Raw genomic sequence first — 19,845 nt, 5'->3', positions numbered from 1 at the left:
TTTTTTAAGTAATCCAAACATGAGTATCATCCTTCAAACCGAATCCTCAGAATGCGGCCTAGCTTGCCTAGCCATGATCGCCAGTCATTTCGGTCACCACACCGACTTGGCCGATTTACGCCGACAATTCTCGATTAGTTTGAAAGGCGCAACGCTTGCGCAATTGATGCGGCATGCTTCTGCAATGCATCTTAATTCTCGTCCCTTGCGATTAGAACTCGATGAAATGTCTGATTTAGCTTTGCCCTGTATTTTGCATTGGAACTTGAATCATTTTGTCGTGCTTAAAAAGGTCAAGAAAGACTTGCGTGGTCGCGTGACTTTGATCTTGTTCGACCCAGCGGTGGGTGAGCGTAAAGTGTCTTTAAAGGAGGCCTCGCAGCATTTTACGGGTGTGGCATTGGAGCTGAGTCCTAGTCCTGAATTCAAAGCGAAGGACGAACGTAAACAAGTCAATCTGCGTGATTTGACCGGGCCAATTGTCGGTTTGCGTCGCGCGATTGTGCAAGTGATTGCTTTGGCGTTTGCCTTGGAAATCTTTGCCATCATGTCACCTCTATTTAATCAGTTTGTGATTGATGATGTGATCGTCAGTGGTGATAAGGAATTGCTGGTGGTCTTGGTATTTGGCTTCGCCTTATTGATGGTGACGCAGACTGCGATTGGGCTGGCGCGTAGCTGGTTTTTGATGCGCTGGAGTATGGATGTCAGTATGCAATGGTCAGCGCGTGTGTTGGCGCATCTGGTGCGCCTCCCTGTCAGTTATTTTGAGAAGCGACATCTGGGTGATGTGGTTTCACGCTTTGGTAGCATAGGTGCGATTCAAGGTACTTTAACCAGCATGTTTCTCGAAACCGCTTTAGACGGTTTAATGGTGATCATGGCACTCGGCATGATGGTGATGTATAGCGTGAAATTGACTTTGCTGGTGGTCGCCGCGGTGTTTATCTATGCACTGTTGCGCTGGGCGTTTTATCAACCGTTTCGCGAAGCATCGCAAGAGCGTCTGGTTTTATCAGCAAAAGAAAGTAGTCATTTTCTAGAAACCATGCGGGCGATTACGCCTTTGAAATTATTTGGGCGAGAGACCGAGCGTTTAGCGCGTTGGCAAAATCTGAAAATCGACGTGCAGAACCGCGATATTAAAACGCAGAAGATGTCGATACTGTTTAGTGTAAGTAATACCTTTATCTTTGGTATACAAGGCTTGCTATTGTTTTATATCGGTGCAGGTCTGGTGATGCAAAATGTATTGACGGTCGGTATGTTGATGGCATTTTCCAGTTACGCAGGTACTTTCACAGGACGTATTTCTAACTTAATTGGCTTGTTTGTCAGTTACAAAATGCTGAGTATGCACAGCGAACGTCTTGCCGATATCGTGTTGGAGGAAGCAGAAAAAGAGTCGCTTGTAGAGACCGATGTGTCGAGAATACAGGCGAGTATCACACTTAAGAATGTGAAGTTTCGTTATGCCGATGGTGAGCCTTGGGTATTAAATGGCGTGGATTTAAGTATCCCAGTCGGACAAAGCATCGCTTTAGTTGGACCGTCTGGCTGCGGTAAAACGACTTTGTGCAAGATCATCTTAGGCTTGTTAAAGCCGACCGAGGGTGAAGTCCTGATCGATAACATACCTATCACGCAACTTGGTTTAAAGACCTATCGTCAGTTAGTTGGAACGGTCATGCAAGAAGACGTTTTGCTGGCGGGGTCGATCAGCGATAATATCGCTTTTTTTGATAGTCATAGCAATCAGGCGCAGGTCGAGCAATGCGCACAAGCTGCTGCGATACATCAGGATATTGTGGCGATGCCTATGGGATATCAAACCTTAGTTGGTGACATGGGAAGCAGTTTGTCGGGTGGGCAAAAGCAGCGGGTTTTATTAGCCAGAGCTTTGTATAAACAACCCAGAATCCTCGCGCTAGACGAGGCGACTAGCCATCTCGATATTGAGAACGAACACAAGGTAAATCAGGCGTTGGCGCAATTGTCTTTAACGCGCATTATGGTCGCGCACAGACCAGAGACGATCAATGCCGCCGAGCGTATTGTGATGTTGAAGGATGGGCTTGCAGTGGAAGTTCTTGCTGTAGCAAACTCTCTTGCGAATTGTAATATTGCGAAGGGTCAAGAGAAAGTTTTGGTGGCATGATTAACCATCAGCTTGATGGCTATTAATCTGGAGAGAATTGAGTTCCTGTGAGTGAATCAAGATTTTCGAAATTTGAGATGGGATAAACTTTTTTTGTTATACGCACCCGGCTTTTAGTGATTATTTAAATTAGCTGTTGGGAACCGGACCTTCGACCTTTTTTCGCTATAAATGCTTCTAGACTGCTCTAAAAACTATGCTCAAGATTTAACCTGAAGACACGGTAAGTTTTGATGTAATTATTACGCCAGATGGTGGAGTCTTGACTCGAGAATTGGCTGATGTTTGGGTAGTCGTGCAGTAATGCATTGTCCACCGAAAATCGCAAGTTAGTCTTTTTGGTGAACTTCCACGAAGCGTACATATCCAAATCCACGTTGGAATGAGCGAAGTTACGCTGGACACTATTGAGAAGAATTGGATTACTGTCTTGATAGCGCAGGCTTGCTCCTAGAGCCAGTGGGATTTCCTTAGCACTGTAATCGACGCTCATGTTAGCACTAACTTTGCCAGGCACAAGCAGGTTATCCGGTTTTGGCAAAAATGAAATGGAAGACCAAGTACGTCCCGCATAGAAGCTAAAGTTGGTATTCGGACTATCCGCAAAGAAGCGCTTGAGTGGAAATTGCGCCTCGAAACTCAAGACCTTGGAAAGTCCTTCGCCAGCATTCACATAACGGCGCCACCATATTCCATCAAAGAAACTGATTTGTTCGCGATGAAGGTCAGAAATTTTTCGAATCACCGCTCTGGCGCTATAGCTCAAGTCTTGTTTATCGTTATGCTCAAAAGACGTTTGCAGTGACCACGCCAACTCCGGTTTTAGCTCAGGGTTGCCCAATCTACTTGGATTGTCTATGGAATTATTCGGAAAGACGAGCCTGGGTGAGGTTAATAGGGAATTGCTTGGCGCTTTGTAGGTTCGCGATATGCCTACACGTAGGCGATCAGAATTTTCAGGATTGAGTTGCCAGAGCGTTTGTATGATAGGGCTTAACACGCTGGACGTATTTTTTACTGTAGTCTGAGTATTGCCGTCGCTTTGCACTCGTACTGCTTCCCATCGAAGCCCAAAATAGGCAGAAGATGCTTTGCGAAATTTCCATTCATCTTGCGCAAAGAACGCGAGATTGTCGACGACAGAATGTGCGGTTTGATCGCTAGTTTCGATAGGCTTAAACGAGGGGTCAGAGTCCGTTTGAAAGCGTCTGTTTTTATTGCGCCCCGTGGAAAAATTCAAGCCACCTACAATGTCGTGTTCTTCACTACTTGGTGCGCTCAATTTGAGTGTAGTACTAAAACCATTTTCGCGTGTATCGCTGCTGGATGATCGTATAAATGCAAGTTTATCGGGATCGCTATAGTTCAGTGTATGGTTCTTACTATTCGATGTAACACCATTCACACTAACATTAAAGTCGAGTTTGACATCGCTAAAGATTTGATTAGTGATTCTGATCGAACTATTCCCACCATTGCGACGTGCATCGGTATCGCTGATCGTGGCTTGGATGGGTAAGTTTTTGCCAAGTATAAATTGATAATTTTGCTCTGAATGGCTAGTTCCATCCTCAGCTTGGAAGTTGCTGCTGGATCGGACACTTAAACCTTCTTTGTTTTTGAACTGAATGACCGGGTTAATGGAGATAGATTTGTCTGATGAATAGTCATCCGTCACCTGAAAGTCTTCACGTATTTTTTGATCTTGCTTGTCGTATTCAATGGTCGATGTTTTGGTCGAAAAGGGATACCCAAACTTCGATGCTCGCAGCGACAATGAGTACGAGATATTGTCCCGTTTATCCGAAGACCTCCATTCAACACTAGGCATGGTTGATCGGTAATGGCCTACGCTGACTTTAATTTGTTGCTGGGCAGAACTGGGTACTTTTTTCAAAATAATATTAATCGTTCCGGCTATGGCTTGACTACTGAACTCGGCGCTGCCCAACCGATAAATTTCAACGCGTTCTATGGTGGACATGGGAATATTATTGATGCTAATTCCGCGCGGGGGCTCACCGTCGACAAGGACTTGGGTATAACCCGCGCCCATTCCCGGTAATTGCATTATTCCTTTTACTACCGTCACGCCCGGAACACGTTTCATCGCATCGGCAATATTGTTGTCGCCATAGCGTGTTAACTCGGCATTGCTGACTATGGTCTTAGCAGCAGCATCGCGTCGTGAATTTTCGATTTCGCTTTTGGCTTTAATTTCGACTTGCTGCGTTTGCGCTATAGTTTTATCGGCGGGTACTCTTTGTGCTGTATTAGATTCACTTTGCTTGACATTACTCTCTTGCGCATGAACTCCAGAAAAGGAAATCAAAACGATGGTAGTGAATGTAAAGTGGATGCTTTGTTTTTGGGAGAATGTCTTCATGGACTGTTTATTTTAATTTTTTTGTTAGAAAACTCGTTTAGATGAGATACGACTTGCCTCTCAAATCCAAAAAACATGAATATCCAAACTTGGGTGACATAATGATAGCGTACTTGTTCTTTATGACAAATATATGTAGTAGAAATTTTATTATCGGTTCTGTTTTAGACGACCGTACGACCTTCTTCCTGTTCGTTTTCACCAATGACTTGGACATTGAGTCACAATCTATTTGGGGCTAAAGCACAAACTAAGTAGGAAATAAAAACCGTTAAGACATGGTCGCGCACAGACCAGAAACGATTAATGCCACCGAGCGAATGGTGATGTTAAAAGACGGGCAAGCCGTGGAAGTTCATGCCGCGATTGATAATGTGACGGTCAGCAATGTTGGCGGCCTTGTCAAAACATTTGAAGCTGCTTGACTCGTTCTAACGTAGGTTTGCGATACCGTTCAAAGTTGTTGCTTGTTTGGTGTGAATCACTTAACTATCGCGTCGAATTTTGATCATCAAGAAAGTCGTTAATGAGCTTGATAAATTGTTCTGGTGTCGTGGGCTTTTTTAATTGGCCGACTAAGTTGAGCGATTTGAGATGGGCGACTAGGACGGCGCTATGCAGAACATTTGCAGATTGACCTGAATTGATAATTAAGGGCGTTTTGCACTCACGTTTAGCCAATTGCCATAGGACGTCGAAACCGTCCATTGTAGGCATAAGTAAATCGCAAATAATGAGGTCAAGGGGCATGGTCGCATCGTCAAGGTAAGGCAATGCTGCACTGCCTTCTGCTGCACAGAATACGTCGTTTATACCCATTGAACGTAACAGAACACCGATGTATTCCAATTGCATTGGATCGTCATCGATGACCAATACGCGGTTGATTGACGATGAATGAGTGGTAAGGAGCGACTGCGGCATATTTTGCCTTTGCGTATATATAGCCCAATGCTAACTTAAGCCTAGCATTATAGTTCGAAGCATCTCACTTCAATTAATGAATACTAGCCAGTATAAAGCTGGATTCAATGTCTTTTTAGCGCTGTTGGTTAGCACAAGACTTCTCTCGTTTCAGCAGAGCTTAGCGCATCATATAAGGAAGCAAGCTGCATGTGCAGGCAAAATCAAAAAAGCCGGATATTTGCGGCGAATGCTGTCTCGTTTCTGTGAAAAACTTGTCGGGGTTATATCGCAACAAGTATTTTTTTGATTTAAAAGGGGAATCGTTCCCGGTGTCGGTCAAGCACCTGGCCATGTCGACTGGAGTTAGGCTTGCCATTGGATAGCGCGATGGCTCCATTCACTAATACCCAATGAATACCTGTTGCAGCTTGTTTAGGCGACGCAAATGTGGCTTGGTCGGAAATTGTCGCGGGATCAAATACCACGAGATCTGCCCAGCAATTGAGTGCGATCCGTCCGCGTTGTTTCAAACCAAAATGATCTGCTGAGAGTGTGGTCATGCGGCGCACTGCTTCAGCCAAAGTGAATAATTTTCTGTCGCGGCTATAGTGCCCTAATACGCGTGGAAATGCGCCCCATAAGCGTGGGTGTGGATGGCTGTCATGTGGCAGACCGTCAGAACCTATCATCGTGTGTGGGTAGCTTAAAACACGCTCTACATCGTCTTCACGCATTTGGAAATACACCGCGCCTGCCGGATGCAAGCGGCGTGCAGCTTCTTTTTGATCGACATGCCACTCGGCTGCAATGTCTGCCAGATCACGTCCTTGCATTTCTGGATGTGGTTGGGAAAAACTGATCATGATGCGGATCACACCATCGACATAATCAGGGTCGAGTACAGTTGAACCTGCTGTGTAGGGATAAGCGTCGAGGCCGACTGCTTGCGTCTTGCGGCGCTCAGTGACGTAGGCTAAGGTTTCTGTGGTACGGCCCCAGTTCGCTGGCCCTGCGCATTTGTGATGCGATAGGATGACCGGCAATTGTGCTTCTTTACCCGCATCGCAAGCCTCGGCTAAGGCATCGATCACGCCATTGTATTCATCGCGAATATGCGAGGTATACACGCCACCCGCTGCTGCACATATTGTGGCTAATGCGATGACTTCGGCGTTGTCTGCTGCTTTGCTAGTCTGGTAGAACAAGCCTGAACTAAAACCTAAAGCGCCAGCATGCATGCCTTCGGCCAACAAGTCTTGCATGACTTTGATTTCTTCGGCATTCGCACCGCGATTCAAATCGGCGACTGCATTCACACGTAAAGTCGAATGTCCGATCAGCATCCCAACGTTTACCGCTGGCTGCGCTTGCTTTACGGCCTTGGCGTAATCTTGGACGCTGGCATAACGATAGTCTTTTTGCGTGCCAATCAAGCTAAGTGGTGCGGGCGGTGCTTTGTCTGCTATCCACGGCGATAGGCTTATGCCACAATTGCCTGCTATGACTGTAGTCACGCCTTGCGTCAGTTTTGGTAGCATCGCTGGCGCATCCAAAACTTCTCTGTCGTCGTGGGTGTGGACGTCGATAAAGCCGGGTGCAACCACTAGGCCAGTGGCATCGAGAATTTCATAGCCATGCAAACTCAGCGCTGGCGCGATCGCGACTATTTTTTGTTCGGCAATCGCGATATCGGCACGATAGGGCGCGGTGCCGCTGCCGTCGATGACGTCAGCGTTGCGGATGATGATGTCGTAGGTCGGCTTAGTCATGGCTTTTGTAGGGCGGGTGTAAATCGCACTGTAATTAATAAAGTTCCGTGGCGCGGGATTTACCCGTTCTACAGTTTAGAAAAAAGTATTGATGGCCGATTGCACTTGGTAGTCATCATCGACTACCAAAATCACAGGCCATTTATCAAAGGTTGTGCATGGATGTGAAATGCCGCAGGCAATCAAATCCCCTACTTGCAGAGTTTCGCAGATTGGACTGTCTTTCGGTAGGCGTAAATACGCGTGCTGGTCGTTCATTTTTTCTATTTTGCAGCCTGCGGGTAAATCGAGTGGCGCAGTTGTGCTGCCAGGTCGGTGTGTTTGTACCGGGAAAGGTAGATCGATGTCGTACGAGGCATCGCGTTTGCCCATGGTCAAAATGGCGAGATCTGGTTCAGGGCGCGATTGCACCATACTCCAGACTTCTAAGGCTGGACGCAGATTATCGACTTCAACTACGCTTTCGCGCGTCTGCATTTCATGCAATAAGTGATTGTAGAAGCCATGGTCATGCGTCACATAGCAGCCACTACGTAGTATCGAAGTGACAGGGCGCGAGAGCTGCAAGGTCTGCTCAAAACCACGTCCAACCAAATCAAAATACGCCGAGCCGCCAGCGGATAACAAAATATTCTCACCAGCAAATAAACCTTCTGAGTCGGCTTGCTGCGTGAGTGTGATTAAATCATTGATAAACGCTTTGACGGCGACCAAATCTTGATCTCTGTGCTTGCCGACTAGCAGACCTTCATAACCCTCTATACCTGCTAGTTGTAGGTAAGGACTTTGATGTATCGCTCGTGCAACTGCTAATGCATCATTTTGGCTACGGCAGCCAGTGCGACCACCGGCGAAACCCAATTCGACCAACAAAGGCAGAGGACGATTCAATCCAGCTGCTTGGACTTGTTCTGCCATACGCTGCACGCCATCAAGGGAATCAGTAAGTGCGAAAAATTCAAAAGTGGCATCGGCTTTCATTAACGCCAATACCGCTTGTGTATCACTGCGGCTGATGAGCTGATTTGCGAGTAGTACGCGGTGTACGCCGAAACGATGAGCGATCAACGTTTGGTTGACAGTAGCGAGCGTCATTCCCCAAGCGCCATTTTCTAGTTGCATGTCAAATAGCTGTGGCGACATCGTGGTCTTACCATGAGGAGCGAGCACGACGTTCATGGTGTCACAGAATTTCTTCATCCATTGCAGATTGTGTTGCAAGGCTGATTGTTTCAATACAGCCACTGGAAAACTGGTGTCGGCATTCAGTACATTCCATTGCTGTTGGGCGATATCTTGTTGTTGTAAAGCTTGGGTCAAAGCCAGGCCTTTGGTGCCGGGTAACAGGCTTTGCTGATCTAGTGTGCTGAGATTTAACATGATGCTTGAATAAAAAATGAGAGAGATTATTTCCAACGACTGATTTTGTGCCCTTTGAGCGCATAGAACAAGATCATCGCATAACACGGCAACATGACCCAGTAAGCGCTTTGCGAACCGCCAGTATCTGAGAAGTGACCGTAAGCCATAGGCAAGATCGCGCCACCTGCGATGCCCATGATTAGCAAGGCTGAGCCAGCCGCTGTGTATTTGCCCAAACCTTCGAGCGCCAGAGGCCATACCGCAGGCCAAACCAATGCATTCGCAAAACCTAGCATGGCGAGGAACATCACCGAATTTGGCACCACCGGAACACCAGCCCAACCCACCAAGGCTTGAGCGATGCCGCTGTCGGTGGATGAGCTATTCATGACACCAAGGACAAAAAATAGACCACATGCTGCCGATAAAATTAACGCATTTTTTTGCGATAAAAATTTAGGAATTGCCACTGCACCGAGCAAATAACCCAAGACCATAAAACCCATCGTATAAGAAGTGAGTTTCAAAAAGTGTTGCACACCCAGATGTTGACCGTATAGACCAATTGTGTCGCCTGCGATGACTTCCACACCGACATAAGCAAATAGGGTGAGTGCACCCAAAACTAATTGTGGAAATTGCAGAACACCAAAGCGTGTTGTGCTGCTTTGATCTTCGTCTTGTAAATCTAAATCAGGTAAAGATGAAAAATGGATGATAGCCATAAAGACCACCAAACCTATCGCCATGACGATATACGGCGTCACCAAGCGTGAAGCAAGGTCGGCACGCAAAGCTTCACGTGCGATTTGATCCATCGCTGCCAGTGCAGCGGTGGAAGTTGAGGACTGATCAATACCAGACAAAATCAATGCGGAGAAAACCATAGGCACCACAATCCCAGCACCTTTGTTGAACAACCCCATAATACTGATACGCATCGCTGCACTCTCGCGCGAACCTATGCAAACGATGTAAGGGTTAATCGCGGTTTGCATCAAAGTCATACCGGTTGCGAGCGTGAACAGTGCAAGTAAAAATAGGCCGTAGTAACTGGTTTTTGCAGCAGGGATGAACATCAAAGCACCTACAGCCATTACACCGAGGCTGGCGGTCATGCCGTTTTTGTAGCCAATGCGACTGAGCACGGCCGCTGATGGCAATGCCATCACGGTATAGGCGATATAGAAAGCAAAGGTAACCCAGAGCGCTTGGAAGTCGTTGAGGTTGCAAACGATTTTGAGGAAAGGGATGAGCGAGCCGTTGAGCCAAGTAACAAAGCCTAGGATGAAGAAGAGTAGGGCGATGAAGAACATGGCGACTACGACTTGTTTTTTTGACTGTGATGATGGTGCGTTGTGGGTCATGGTTTTTCCGTTTTTTGTTTGTTGCTCTCGGTGAGTTGAGAGTGTCTCTTTGGGTTTTTGCTTAAGCGTAATTCATCGCTCACTGCTTGAAATACTTTTATACCTTGATTTAAATAGTCAGATGAATTTCTAGTTTCTTGATTTATCTTTTTTGGTTGCTTATCGTTTGCAGGTCGGGGGTAGCCCGACAGCTAGTTACCTTTTTTGCTTCGCCAAAAAAGGTAACCCAAAAAAGGCGACCACGTTGCCACTGCCCTTCGGGTTCCCAATTCTGCAGGACAAAAAATGGGAAAGCTTCGAAACTCGCTTCGCTCAGACAACAAAGCTTTCTTTATCCATTTTCTGCCCTGCACAATTGGCAGTGTCAGAAGTGGAACAGCGTCAAAATCAACAGCAAAAGCAAAGCAATCAGAAACGACGGATGTTTATTTTTCTAATAACAGTTGTAGGTCGTTGTTTTTTGTTTTTGACTTTGTTTTTGACCCACCCCCGTTTGAGACGATGTAATTTGTGCGTCACAGAAAATGGATAAGAAAGTGTTGTTGTCTGAGCGTAGCGAGTTTCAACACTTTCCCATTTTTGTGATGCACAAATTATTCTGTAGCGTAGCGTAAGCACCCGTAGGGCGAGTCTACGGTCGCCTTTTTTGGATTACCTTTTTTGGCGAAGCAAAAAAGGTAATTGGCTGTCGGGCCACACCCGACCAACAGACACATCAGCAAAACCAAAACGTAAATGAAACGACCAGCCATTCAATTAATCAATCAATCAATCAATCAATCAAACAAACAAACAAACAAACAAACAAACAAACAAACAAACAAAACCTAAATCTCCTCCTGCGTCAACTCCCGAGCAAACACCTGATTCCCCGCCATCAATCCACCATCCACCGGCAGCACCACCCCAGTAATCACCCTAGCTGCATCAGAAGCTAAAAACATCACAGCATCCGCAATATCTTCAGGCGTCGCAAAATCCCGCAGCGGATACCACTTCTTCAAATCCTCAAACACTTGCGGATTTTTATCCACGCGGGCTTGCCAAGCTTGGGTCTTCACCGTGCCTGGGCAAACCATATTCGCCCGTATGCCAAACTTGCCGAACTCCATTGCCAGAGCTTTGGTATAACTGATCAAACCAGCTTTCGCCACGCTATAGGCTGGATGTCCAAACGACGTCATGCCGTTGACGCTGCCGATAATCACGATGTTGCCTTTGCCTGCCGCCTGCATCGCTGGTCTAACTGCTTCAACCGTATGGAAAGTTCCATTCAGATTGAGATCCATATCTAGCTTCCAGCTTTCCTCGGTCGTGCTTTGTAGCGTCAAAGCCTGAGCTGCGCCTGCGTTGGCGACTAAGACATTTACTTCGCCGTGTTTAGCGACCACCGCGCTTAAAGCTTGTTTGAGTTGGCTGGCATTTGTAATGTCGGCGACCACCGCGCTGCACTTGTCTGCGCCTAGTTGCGCGACTAATTCAGCTAATTGTGTGGCTTCACGATCTTGTGCGTAGACGTGATCGCCTGCATTCACAAACGCTTGGCAGAGTGCGCGACCGATGCCGCCGCAGGCGCCGGTGATGAGGATGTTGCGCGCCACTGTGTTTGACACTGTATTTGCCACGGTGTTTGTCATTTAAGTGCTTTCCTTTAAGGTCTTAGCCAGATGATCGAGCTGATATTGCGGTAGCAAGCCATAGTTGTAAAACGCAAAATCCTTGATGCCTAATGCTTGAATGCCTGCCATCGCGGCGCCTAGTTCTGCGCCTTGATTCAGGTCTGGAAAACCTGGCCGTAAAATGGCTCGTACTTTTTCTGGGTGGCCGATTTGACGCAGACTTTCCCAAGCATCGGCAATGGCACGATTGGCGTTAGGTTCGTAGAAAGGGATTTCGATATAGTCAGCAACTTCGGACAATGCCTTGAGATCACTGCCTTCGGTCCAACACGCAGAAGTGGGTCTTTGTACCGTTGGGATGACGGCGAGTTGACAGTTGCTTGGAATCGCCGCGCGAATTTCTGTCACTAATCGTGTGACACGATCCTGACGCAAGCCGATAAAAGCCAGTAAATCCGCATCGCTCAACAGATCCGACTGAGTCCAGCTGGCCGCTTGATCTGCATTGGCATCAGCTGGTAAAGCCAAGTAGTTTTTAATATTGTCTTGTACTCGCGTCTGTAGTGCATCGATGCTTATCCCTTTTTCTCTTGCCGCAGTCTTACAGGCATCACAAAAACACATACCCAGCATATTGTCTAACCAAGCGTTACTGGTGACTTGCGCGAATTCGTGATGATAACCGTGGCCGTAAGGTTGCCAACCTGGCGATTCGAGAACGATGCTGGTGAGCGCATGTTGATGAGTAAGGTCGGCGCACAGATTTACAGCGTAGTCGAACACCGATGACTGCATAGGGCAGAGGCTATACACATAGCCATCACCAAACGCATTTTTGACAGTGAACTGGGGGAGTGCGGTGCCGAGACGGGTATTATGTAAAAGCACCGTCCAGCCATGTACTTTGACTCTTCCATCGTTTAGTAGCGCTGGTAGTACCGCGCGAATCGCATCATCGCTATGTGCTTGTGGCTTGATGTCGCCATAACGGCTCAGATCAGGATCGAAGTAGGTGACACCGTCTTCAGGGAAGATTACACAAGGTGGCTTTTTTGCGTGGGGACGGATAAATTTTCCAGCGTGATAGGACGTCGCTAAAGTCACATCGGTGATGCCCATAGCGAGCACTTCATCAACAAATTGCGTGACACCTATGTCGGCGATATCCCATGCGTAGGTGTACAGTGAGCGGTAAGATGACTGCGTCATGGCATCCTCGAAAAACATTTAGATTGCAAATTGGTCGGGTGCGCTCTGCACACCTTCGTTATTTGATTTCGTGTTAGATCGGTTTGTAAGCCGTCACTTCTATCTCCACTTTGCAATCAACCATCATCGCTGATTGCACACAAGAGCGCGCTGGTGGATGCTCACCAAAGTACTCGGTGTAGATGCGATTGAAGGTCCAGAAGTCGCGTGTATCATCGAGCCAGACGCTAACTTTGACTACGTCACTCAATTCACATCCAGCCAATGCCAATACTTTTTTCACATTTTCCATAGTGCGACGAGTTTGAGATTCTATGCCGCCCGTTTCGATTTCGCCGTTTTCCTTCATTGCTACCTGGCCTGAGCAAAATACAAAATCGCCAGCGCGTACAGCGGGTGAAAATGGTAAGCGTTGACCACCTGCACCTGAGGGAATATTGCCGAAGCGTGTGATATCTTTAGTCATGTTGTACTCGTAAAAAATTTATCGTGGAATTTGAATCGTAGTCGATACCAAAGCCTACTTGCAGTGTCTTGGTAGTCATATCGGTATGTTCTCGTATTGACTGAATTTACTTGATCAAACCGCGAGCCGTGGCAACTAAGATCGCACCTTGTCCCGCAAGATGCGCCTGAGTTTCATCGGATACGACGGTGATTTTTCCTGAGAAATAATCATCGTTCTTGATCAGGATTGCCAAAGCTTCTTTCATAATCGGTTTGCCGCAAATGACGACTGGCGTACCTGGCATCATTTTGATCGCTGTGCTATTTTTTAAGGTCAGCAAGTCGGCACCGAGGATGGCGCCGAGTAAGAAGTTGGCGCGGTCATTGCGCTCGTAAATCGTGAATTGATCGAGTGTGCGCACGTTGAAACAGGTTCGACCAAGGCCGATAGTTTGTGCCGATTGCGCACCTGCCAATAACATCTCTTCATTGATAGAGGTCGCGAATTGTGAATCTAAAGATTGTGCCAGAATGGTATTGTGCGTGATTACGTACATCAGCTCACCGGCCAAGGTGGTGACGCAGCCAGTGATGCGATTTTTGTCATCGATGCAAACAAACTTAGAGTGCGAACCTGGCATCACCATCATGGCCGGGCCGGTGATGCCGAGTTGTTCTATCACATTCATGACTTCGACTTCTTCGCCGCGCATCATGTCCATCGCTTCGCAATTATGCAAGCCGATATTGTCTACGACATTCTTAACGCCAGGCACGAACCAGATTGGTTTAGCGAATACTTCGGGTATCGTCACCGAAACCATGCCACGTGCTAATTGTTGTAAGCCAGCCGGTGCAAAGACATGCGGCAATTCAAACAGGCCGACATTTGAGCTGATCATGCCCGAGCCTATGACCAGATCGATCTGGTCCTCACTCACTTGGGCCGTGGCCAGCGTCTTGTTAATTGTATCGCGCACACCGTTTTGTAGTTTTTCGCGACTGCCGCTAATCGCGGTATCACGCACGCCGATTTCGCATGCTTCATGGGCCAGTACCTCGCTGTCTCGCCATAGCGTAACGCGGGTGTTGGTCGTGCCTGTATCGATAGTAATAATATGAGTCATGTCAAATAAGACCTAAGTGAAATTTTGGGTGACGCACGGAAGAAGTCAATTTGAGTCAATCCTAGCGTTCACAGTTATCCCATAGATTGTATGTATAAGGAGTAAATAAAGAGTGAACGCAAAGCATGAACACACTCGAATGCGGCAGCTCAAGCTGACTTCAACAGATTGATCGCAGCTTAACGGGCTGGGGCGGGCTGAGCAAGCGAGGAATATTTGAGATGTCATTAAGAAATATTTGAGGAGATAACTCTAATTTACTGATCAGTTTAATAATTATCCAGCTTTTGCTATGTTTTTATGGACTGATCATGGCGAAATCCAGAAGCTCGATAAAATTCAATTTTTATGATTCGAAATAATCGTGATCAAAATGTTAGCACTTCTATTGGAAGCTAGGGCAACATTAGAACAACAATAAATTTTCAAGCTTTCATTAAGTTTTATTAAATGAACTTCTGATATGGTATCGTTTTTCAATGAGGGTACTATGTCGAAACGTCTTCCACCACTAAACGCATTAAAAGTTTTTGAAGTCGCGGCGCGACGCCTGAACTTCACGCGTGCGGCGGAAGAATTGCATGTAACAAATGCCGCCGTCAGTCATCAGATTAAGTTACTCGAAGATTTTCTTGGCTTAGACCTGTTCCAGCGCAGTAATAATGTCTTAAAGCTGACCGAAGCGGGCGAACGCTATCTGCCACGCATACGTGAAGGTTTCAAAATTTTTCAACAAGCGACGGACAACCTGCTCAATGATAATAATGTCTTGCTGCGGGTTGGTGTGCCACCTTCATTTGGCTCCAAATGGCTAGTGCCACGCTTGTATCGTTTCTTGAATCGACATCCACAAGTGCGCGTTGAAATTGTGTCCGAAGTGGATCGTAGTTATCGGGACTGCGATATTTCTATCGATTTCAGGCGCACGCAATTTGCTGATTTTCGGATTGAGCCTTTCATCGTGACCGAAGTGTTCCCGGTTTGCAGTCCCGCGATTGCTAAAGCAATGACGACACCTTCTGACTTGAGCAAGCAGACTTTGTTGCATGAAGTCAGTGCCATGAATGACCCTGATTATCCTAGCTGGCAATCTTGGTTTTCGACTTTGGGCGTGAACGATAAAGATGTGCGCAAAGGCCCATTATTCACACTGGCGTTGATGGCCTTGCAAGCAGCGATAGACGGACAGGGGGTCGCACTCGGGCAATCCTTATTAGTCGAATACGATATTGCTGCCGGACGTTTGGTGCGCCCGTTTAATGTAGAGACACCGCTGCGCCTTGATTACTACTTAATTTATGCCGCTGACATGAAAGAAAACGCCGCCTTCCTCGCGTTTCATCAATGGTTGATTAGTGAGGCGCAGGCGCGTTAAGCCTAGTCTGGTGTTGTGATGCCACTATTTAGAAAAGATGTGCTGTTATTGAGCAGCGAAAAAGTTTTACTCGAAACTTTTGGTCTAGGTATTCCAAAGGATCAGTTACGCCAAGAACTGTGCTCAAGAATTTTAGACCTGAGTTTTTCTAAAGAATCAACGGCACACCGTTGCGTGGTATTCGCTTTGCCAAGGAGCGCGGACAAGAGCTCAGTATCACAAGCGCAATTCGAAGAGCTCGCCTTTTTCGGCGATAGCCAACAATGCCTAGATCTGGCACTCGCTTGTGCAAAACAGGCGGAGAAAATTATTGTAGTAAGTACGCGTTCGCGTGAAAACGTTTCGCGTATGACCCAGTATTATGTTCACCGCTTGTGTGGCCCTAAAGTCTCAGTCTTGAAAAGGCTGGTCGTTTAGTTTCGTTTGACGAGAGCGGAAAAAAACTCGCTGTTGGTAAATCGGATTTGCCTTTACATTTCAAGACTCTCCACAATCTTTAATTTGAATTCCATCATGCCTGCATATTTGTCCTCCTTATTCAAACAAAGCCTCATGCAAGCGGCAATTGTCGCCGTATTTACAACGAGTATAGTTCTGTCAACGAACACTTATGCGGCCGCTGTCGGAAATCTTCGTCAAATTGAATCTCCTGCTAACGCCAGCAACGTGAGGATAATTAGTGACAAAGGTCATTTATTAGAAATCAGTTTGCTGCGTCCAGATATGTTTCGCGTGTGGGCTGGCAGCGAAGGCAAGTTGACCGGCGCTGGTGATAAAGCCGCACCGATAATACTGAAAAAGGATTACGCTAAAGTTGATTATCAGCTCACAGATAAGTGCGATTATCAATTATTGCAAACCGCCAAAATGGCTTTACGTATCTACAAAAAGCCGCTGCGTTTAGCCTTGTATAAGGCCGATAATAAGAGCTTGTTATGGCAAGAAATGCAGTCACTGGATATTGCGGAGAAAAGCAGTTTTCAAACGCTATCGACTACACCGGATGAGGTGTTCTTTGGTGGCGGTCAGCAAAATGGCAGCTATGCGTTTAAAGGGAAAAGCTTAGAAGTGTCTTACTCAGGCGGCTGGGAAGAAAACGACAGACCAAGCCCAGCACCGTTTTACATGAGTAACAAAGGCTATGGCGTGCTACGCAATACTTGGAGTAACGGCAGTTACGATTTCCGTGCAATTGATTTCATCACCACCAGCCACAATGAAAAACGCTTTGATGCCTACTACTTTGTCGGCGATAACATCAAGGATGTTTTGAATGCGTACACCGAACTGACTGGTCGCGCAAAAATTTTGCCACGCTGGGCTTACGAATATGGCGATGCAGATTGCTATAACGACGGCGACAATATTAAGAAGCCGGGAACCGTACCAAAAGGATGGAGCGATGGGCCGACCGGTAAAACCCCAGACGTGGTGCTATCTGTTGCGGCGAAATATCGCGAGCACGACATGCCGGGCGGTTGGATATTGCCGAATGATGGTTATGGTTGTGGCTATACCGACCTTGAAGGCGTGGTTGCTGGTCTGAAAAAATACGGTTTTCGTACTGGCCTTTGGACTGAGAACGGTGTCGACAAAATCAAATGGGAAGTCGGCACGGCTGGAAGCCGAGCGCAAAAGCTAGATGTGGCCTGGACTGGCGCAGGTTATCAATTTGCACTCGATGCAAATCAAGCCGCAGCGCAGGGAATTTTAGACAATTCCAATTCACGCCCTTTCTTATGGACAGTGATGGGTTGGGCTGGCATGCAACGCTACGCAGTGACCTGGACTGGCGATCAAAGCGGTAGCTGGGATTATATACGCTGGCATATTCCAACCTTGATTGGGTCTGGCTTGTCAGGACAAGCTTACGCGACTGGCGACGTGGATGGCATCTTTGGTGGTAGTCCAGAAACCTTCACCCGTGATCTGCAATGGAAAACGTTTACGCCGGTGCTCATGGGCATGTCAGGCTGGTCGCAAAATTCACGCAAACATCCTTGGGCTTTTGATGAGCCATATCGCAGTATTAACCGCGATTATCTGAAGCTCAAAATGCGCTTGATGCCGTATATGTACACGTTGGCACAGGAAGCAGAGCAAACGGGAGCACCGCTGGTACGTGGTTTGATGTGGGATTATCCGCAAGATGTGAATGCCAATAACGAGGCTTACAAGTATCAATTTTTCTTAGGTAAAGATTTGTTGATCGCGCCCGTGTATCGTAGTCAGGCAGCGAGCAAAGGCTGGCGTAAGGGAATCTATTTGCCGCAAGGACAGTGGATAGATTATGCCGATGGTCGGGTAATAGATGTGGGCGCGCAGGGCAAAGTCATCGACTACCAAGTGACTTTGGATCGCTTGCCCGTGTTTGTGCGCGCTGGTGCGATTTTACCTATGTATCCTAGCTCCTTGTACGACGGTCAGGTCGCCAAAGATGTCTTGACTTGGGATATCTACCCGCACGGTGATTCGACCTACACTTTGTACGAAGACGACGGCGAAACCCGTCAATATCTGCAAGGTGAAAAGAGTACACAATCTTTACGAGTGATTGCACCACGTGGAGCGGCGGGTGACATTACGCTGCAACTCGACGGTGTGCAAGGTCAGTATCAAGGCATAGAAAAAACGCGTGTACAAGAGTTTAAAATTCACACTCGGGTGAAACCTCAACAAGTATTTTTGCAAGGGCAAAATTTAGCCGAAGTCAAATCACGCGCAGAATTTGATGCGACAAATACAGTTGGCACGTGGTTTTACGATGCAACAGAGAAGTATGGGGTAGTGTATGTTAAGACAACTAAGCTCGATATACGACAATCCCTGCAAGTGCGTTTGGCGATAGCTGCCAATGCGAGCCTCGTAGCGACAGCCGACTATCCTGCCGCACCGGCAAGCGGTGATGTGGTGGCGGCAGATACTTTGATTGTACTTAATCGCCCCGCTGAAGAACCCGGTCATCCTTTAGAAAACGCATTCGATGGCAAACCGGGTACTTGGTTCAGAACCCTGCGTGATCAATCGCAAAAAACCGGCGCGCATGAATTTACGCTGGCATTGGGTGAGCGCCGCATGATCAGAGGCTTTGAAATCGCGCCGCGTAATGACAAACATTGGGAAGCTGGCCAGGTCAAAGACTTTGAAATTTATATGGCTGATAGCAATGGTGAATGGGCTAAGCCCGTGTTCACCGGACGCTTGAAAAAACAAGAAGGCAAGCAGAGAGTTGAGTTCGCCGCGAAAGCAGGGCGTCTATTTAGATTCCGTATTTTGAGCACGCATGATCAGGATGAAGGCGGAAATGCGCAAGATCCTATGGTCTTGACCAGCAACGATGCGGCAACTGCACCTCGTGCTTATAATGCCTTCACGCCTCTGGCAGTGCCACCGATTACGATTTCTGAGTTTGCCTTATTGGAGCAACAGACCCCCGATCTGCCGCGATTGCAATTGTCGTTATCGGATCAGTCCGTGCTGCCATCCAAATCCGTGCAAAAGCAAAGCCTTGTGTTGAAAGACAAAGTGAACAGCAGAACGCCAAGTAATGCGGAAGGCATGATGCAAATGAATGGCTTGAAATTCCGTAAAGGCATGGGAGTAGTTGACGCCAGCGACATCACATATCGTTTAAATGGAAGTTGGCAAACTTTCCGTGCTGATGTCGGTATTGATGATGCCTGCCGTCAAAATGGCGGTTTGCAATTTCAAGTTTATGGCGATGGCCGCCTTCTCTTTGATAGTGGCTTAATCGTCGCTCCAGCGGTCGTTAAACCTGAGCTCGATATTCGTGGTGTAGAGGTTTTACGTTTAACTACGACCGGCGTGAAAAAGAAAACCAGTGCGGCAGTTTGCGCGAACTGGGCGAATGCGACGGTGATAGGATTCCGAGGAGATAAAGTAGGGCAATAAACCATTGAATCTTTTGTTTTGGAAAAAAAGCCGCTCAGTTTGACATGAAACTGGGTGGCATTTTTCTATGCAGATTACGGATTATGGATGATGGATCATTAGCCTTGCTGATACTAATAAACTGAATTCTAGGATCGGGTTCTGGTTTCAAGGTGGAAGCGATGAGCAAGCCGGCGTTTTCGCCCTTGATTTTAAAGCTGACACGCAA

Annotated in this window: 14 protein-coding genes; 5 read left to right on the top strand and 9 right to left on the bottom strand. The window is 47.1% G+C overall.

Going from position 1 to position 19,845, the window contains the following annotated elements:
- The first annotated feature begins 19 nt into the window (after window positions 1-19).
- Window positions 20-2,158 carry a peptidase domain-containing ABC transporter gene (locus tag ACO0KZ_RS02245; RefSeq protein ID WP_422992296.1) on the top strand — a complete coding sequence of 713 codons (2,139 nt, stop codon included), beginning with the start codon at window positions 20-22 and terminating at the stop codon, window positions 2,156-2,158.
- A gap of 187 nt (window positions 2,159-2,345) precedes the next feature.
- On the opposite strand, the gene ACO0KZ_RS02240 is transcribed toward ACO0KZ_RS02245, so the two are convergent.
- Complete coding sequence (locus ACO0KZ_RS02240) at window positions 2,346-4,544, bottom strand: TonB-dependent receptor plug domain-containing protein (RefSeq protein ID WP_422992294.1); 2,199 nt, start codon at window positions 4,542-4,544, stop codon at window positions 2,346-2,348.
- Window positions 4,545-4,822: 278 nt separating this feature from the next.
- On the opposite strand from ACO0KZ_RS02240, the gene ACO0KZ_RS02235 reads away from it, so the two are divergent.
- Window positions 4,823-4,969: a hypothetical protein gene (locus ACO0KZ_RS02235; protein ID WP_422992292.1), complete on the top strand. Its 147-nt coding sequence runs from the start codon at window positions 4,823-4,825 to the stop codon at window positions 4,967-4,969.
- A gap of 64 nt (window positions 4,970-5,033) precedes the next feature.
- On the opposite strand, the gene ACO0KZ_RS02230 is transcribed toward ACO0KZ_RS02235, so the two are convergent.
- The 8 genes from ACO0KZ_RS02230 to ACO0KZ_RS02195 all read right to left on the bottom strand — a co-directional run bounded on the left by ACO0KZ_RS02230 (window position 5,034) and on the right by ACO0KZ_RS02195 (window position 14,350).
- Entirely contained in the window at window positions 5,034-5,468 is a 435-nt protein-coding gene (locus ACO0KZ_RS02230) for a response regulator (RefSeq protein ID WP_422992290.1), read from the bottom strand.
- A gap of 290 nt (window positions 5,469-5,758) precedes the next feature.
- A complete protein-coding gene (locus tag ACO0KZ_RS02225) occupies window positions 5,759-7,219 on the bottom strand; it encodes an N-acyl-D-amino-acid deacylase family protein (RefSeq protein WP_422992289.1) in 1,461 nt (486 codons plus the stop codon).
- Between the two features lie 75 nt (window positions 7,220-7,294).
- Window positions 7,295-8,599 (bottom strand): amino acid deaminase, encoded by a 1,305-nt coding sequence (locus ACO0KZ_RS02220; protein WP_422992287.1) that lies wholly within the window; start codon window positions 8,597-8,599, stop codon window positions 7,295-7,297.
- A 26-nt stretch (window positions 8,600-8,625) separates the two neighbouring features.
- The gene (locus tag ACO0KZ_RS02215) at window positions 8,626-9,948 is read right to left on the bottom strand and encodes a sugar MFS transporter (RefSeq protein ID WP_422992285.1); all 1,323 of its coding nucleotides are present in this window, start codon (window positions 9,946-9,948) and stop codon (window positions 8,626-8,628) included.
- Between the two features lie 827 nt (window positions 9,949-10,775).
- Window positions 10,776-11,585 carry an SDR family oxidoreductase gene (locus tag ACO0KZ_RS02210; protein ID WP_422992283.1) on the bottom strand — a complete coding sequence of 270 codons (810 nt, stop codon included), beginning with the start codon at window positions 11,583-11,585 and terminating at the stop codon, window positions 10,776-10,778.
- Window positions 11,586-12,776 (bottom strand): hypothetical protein, encoded by a 1,191-nt coding sequence (locus ACO0KZ_RS02205; RefSeq protein ID WP_422992281.1) that lies wholly within the window; start codon window positions 12,774-12,776, stop codon window positions 11,586-11,588.
- Between the two features lie 73 nt (window positions 12,777-12,849).
- Complete coding sequence (locus tag ACO0KZ_RS02200) at window positions 12,850-13,242, bottom strand: RidA family protein (RefSeq protein ID WP_422992279.1); 393 nt, start codon at window positions 13,240-13,242, stop codon at window positions 12,850-12,852.
- Window positions 13,243-13,348: 106 nt separating this feature from the next.
- Window positions 13,349-14,350: a 2-dehydro-3-deoxygalactonokinase gene (locus ACO0KZ_RS02195; protein ID WP_422992277.1), complete on the bottom strand. Its 1,002-nt coding sequence runs from the start codon at window positions 14,348-14,350 to the stop codon at window positions 13,349-13,351.
- A 490-nt stretch (window positions 14,351-14,840) separates the two neighbouring features.
- On the opposite strand from ACO0KZ_RS02195, the gene gcvA reads away from it, so the two are divergent.
- From gcvA to ACO0KZ_RS02180, 3 genes are all read left to right on the top strand, one after another.
- Window positions 14,841-15,725: a transcriptional regulator GcvA gene (gene gcvA / locus ACO0KZ_RS02190; RefSeq protein ID WP_422992275.1), complete on the top strand. Its 885-nt coding sequence runs from the start codon at window positions 14,841-14,843 to the stop codon at window positions 15,723-15,725.
- An 18-nt stretch (window positions 15,726-15,743) separates the two neighbouring features.
- Window positions 15,744-16,142, top strand: a complete 399-nt coding sequence (locus tag ACO0KZ_RS02185) for a hypothetical protein (RefSeq protein ID WP_422992273.1) — start codon at window positions 15,744-15,746, stop codon at window positions 16,140-16,142.
- A gap of 96 nt (window positions 16,143-16,238) precedes the next feature.
- A complete protein-coding gene (locus ACO0KZ_RS02180) occupies window positions 16,239-19,637 on the top strand; it encodes a TIM-barrel domain-containing protein (RefSeq protein ID WP_422992271.1) in 3,399 nt (1,132 codons plus the stop codon).
- Window positions 19,638-19,845 lie beyond the last annotated feature (208 nt).

This window comes from Undibacterium sp. Di24W (assembly GCF_049340325.1).
Lineage (GTDB): Bacteria > Pseudomonadota > Gammaproteobacteria > Burkholderiales > Burkholderiaceae_D > Undibacterium.
This window is presented reverse-complemented; position numbering and strand designations above follow the sequence as displayed.

Coding starts and splice junctions, on each gene's coding strand:
- ACO0KZ_RS02215 (WP_422992285.1), bottom strand. CDS start 9,948: ATGACCCACAACGCACCATCATCACAGTCAAAAAAACAAGTCGTAGTC.
- ACO0KZ_RS02205 (WP_422992281.1), bottom strand. CDS start 12,776: ATGACGCAGTCATCTTACCGCTCACTGTACACCTACGCATGGGATATC.
- ACO0KZ_RS02200 (WP_422992279.1), bottom strand. CDS start 13,242: ATGACTAAAGATATCACACGCTTCGGCAATATTCCCTCAGGTGCAGGT.
- ACO0KZ_RS02225 (WP_422992289.1), bottom strand. CDS start 7,219: ATGACTAAGCCGACCTACGACATCATCATCCGCAACGCTGACGTCATC.
- ACO0KZ_RS02180 (WP_422992271.1), top strand. CDS start 16,239: ATGCCTGCATATTTGTCCTCCTTATTCAAACAAAGCCTCATGCAAGCG.
- ACO0KZ_RS02235 (WP_422992292.1), top strand. CDS start 4,823: ATGGTCGCGCACAGACCAGAAACGATTAATGCCACCGAGCGAATGGTG.
- ACO0KZ_RS02210 (WP_422992283.1), bottom strand. CDS start 11,585: ATGACAAACACCGTGGCAAATACAGTGTCAAACACAGTGGCGCGCAAC.
- ACO0KZ_RS02245 (WP_422992296.1), top strand. CDS start 20: ATGAGTATCATCCTTCAAACCGAATCCTCAGAATGCGGCCTAGCTTGC.
- ACO0KZ_RS02195 (WP_422992277.1), bottom strand. CDS start 14,350: ATGACTCATATTATTACTATCGATACAGGCACGACCAACACCCGCGTT.
- ACO0KZ_RS02230 (WP_422992290.1), bottom strand. CDS start 5,468: ATGCCGCAGTCGCTCCTTACCACTCATTCATCGTCAATCAACCGCGTA.
- ACO0KZ_RS02240 (WP_422992294.1), bottom strand. CDS start 4,544: ATGAAGACATTCTCCCAAAAACAAAGCATCCACTTTACATTCACTACC.
- gcvA (WP_422992275.1), top strand. CDS start 14,841: ATGTCGAAACGTCTTCCACCACTAAACGCATTAAAAGTTTTTGAAGTC.
- ACO0KZ_RS02220 (WP_422992287.1), bottom strand. CDS start 8,599: ATGTTAAATCTCAGCACACTAGATCAGCAAAGCCTGTTACCCGGCACC.
- ACO0KZ_RS02185 (WP_422992273.1), top strand. CDS start 15,744: ATGCCACTATTTAGAAAAGATGTGCTGTTATTGAGCAGCGAAAAAGTT.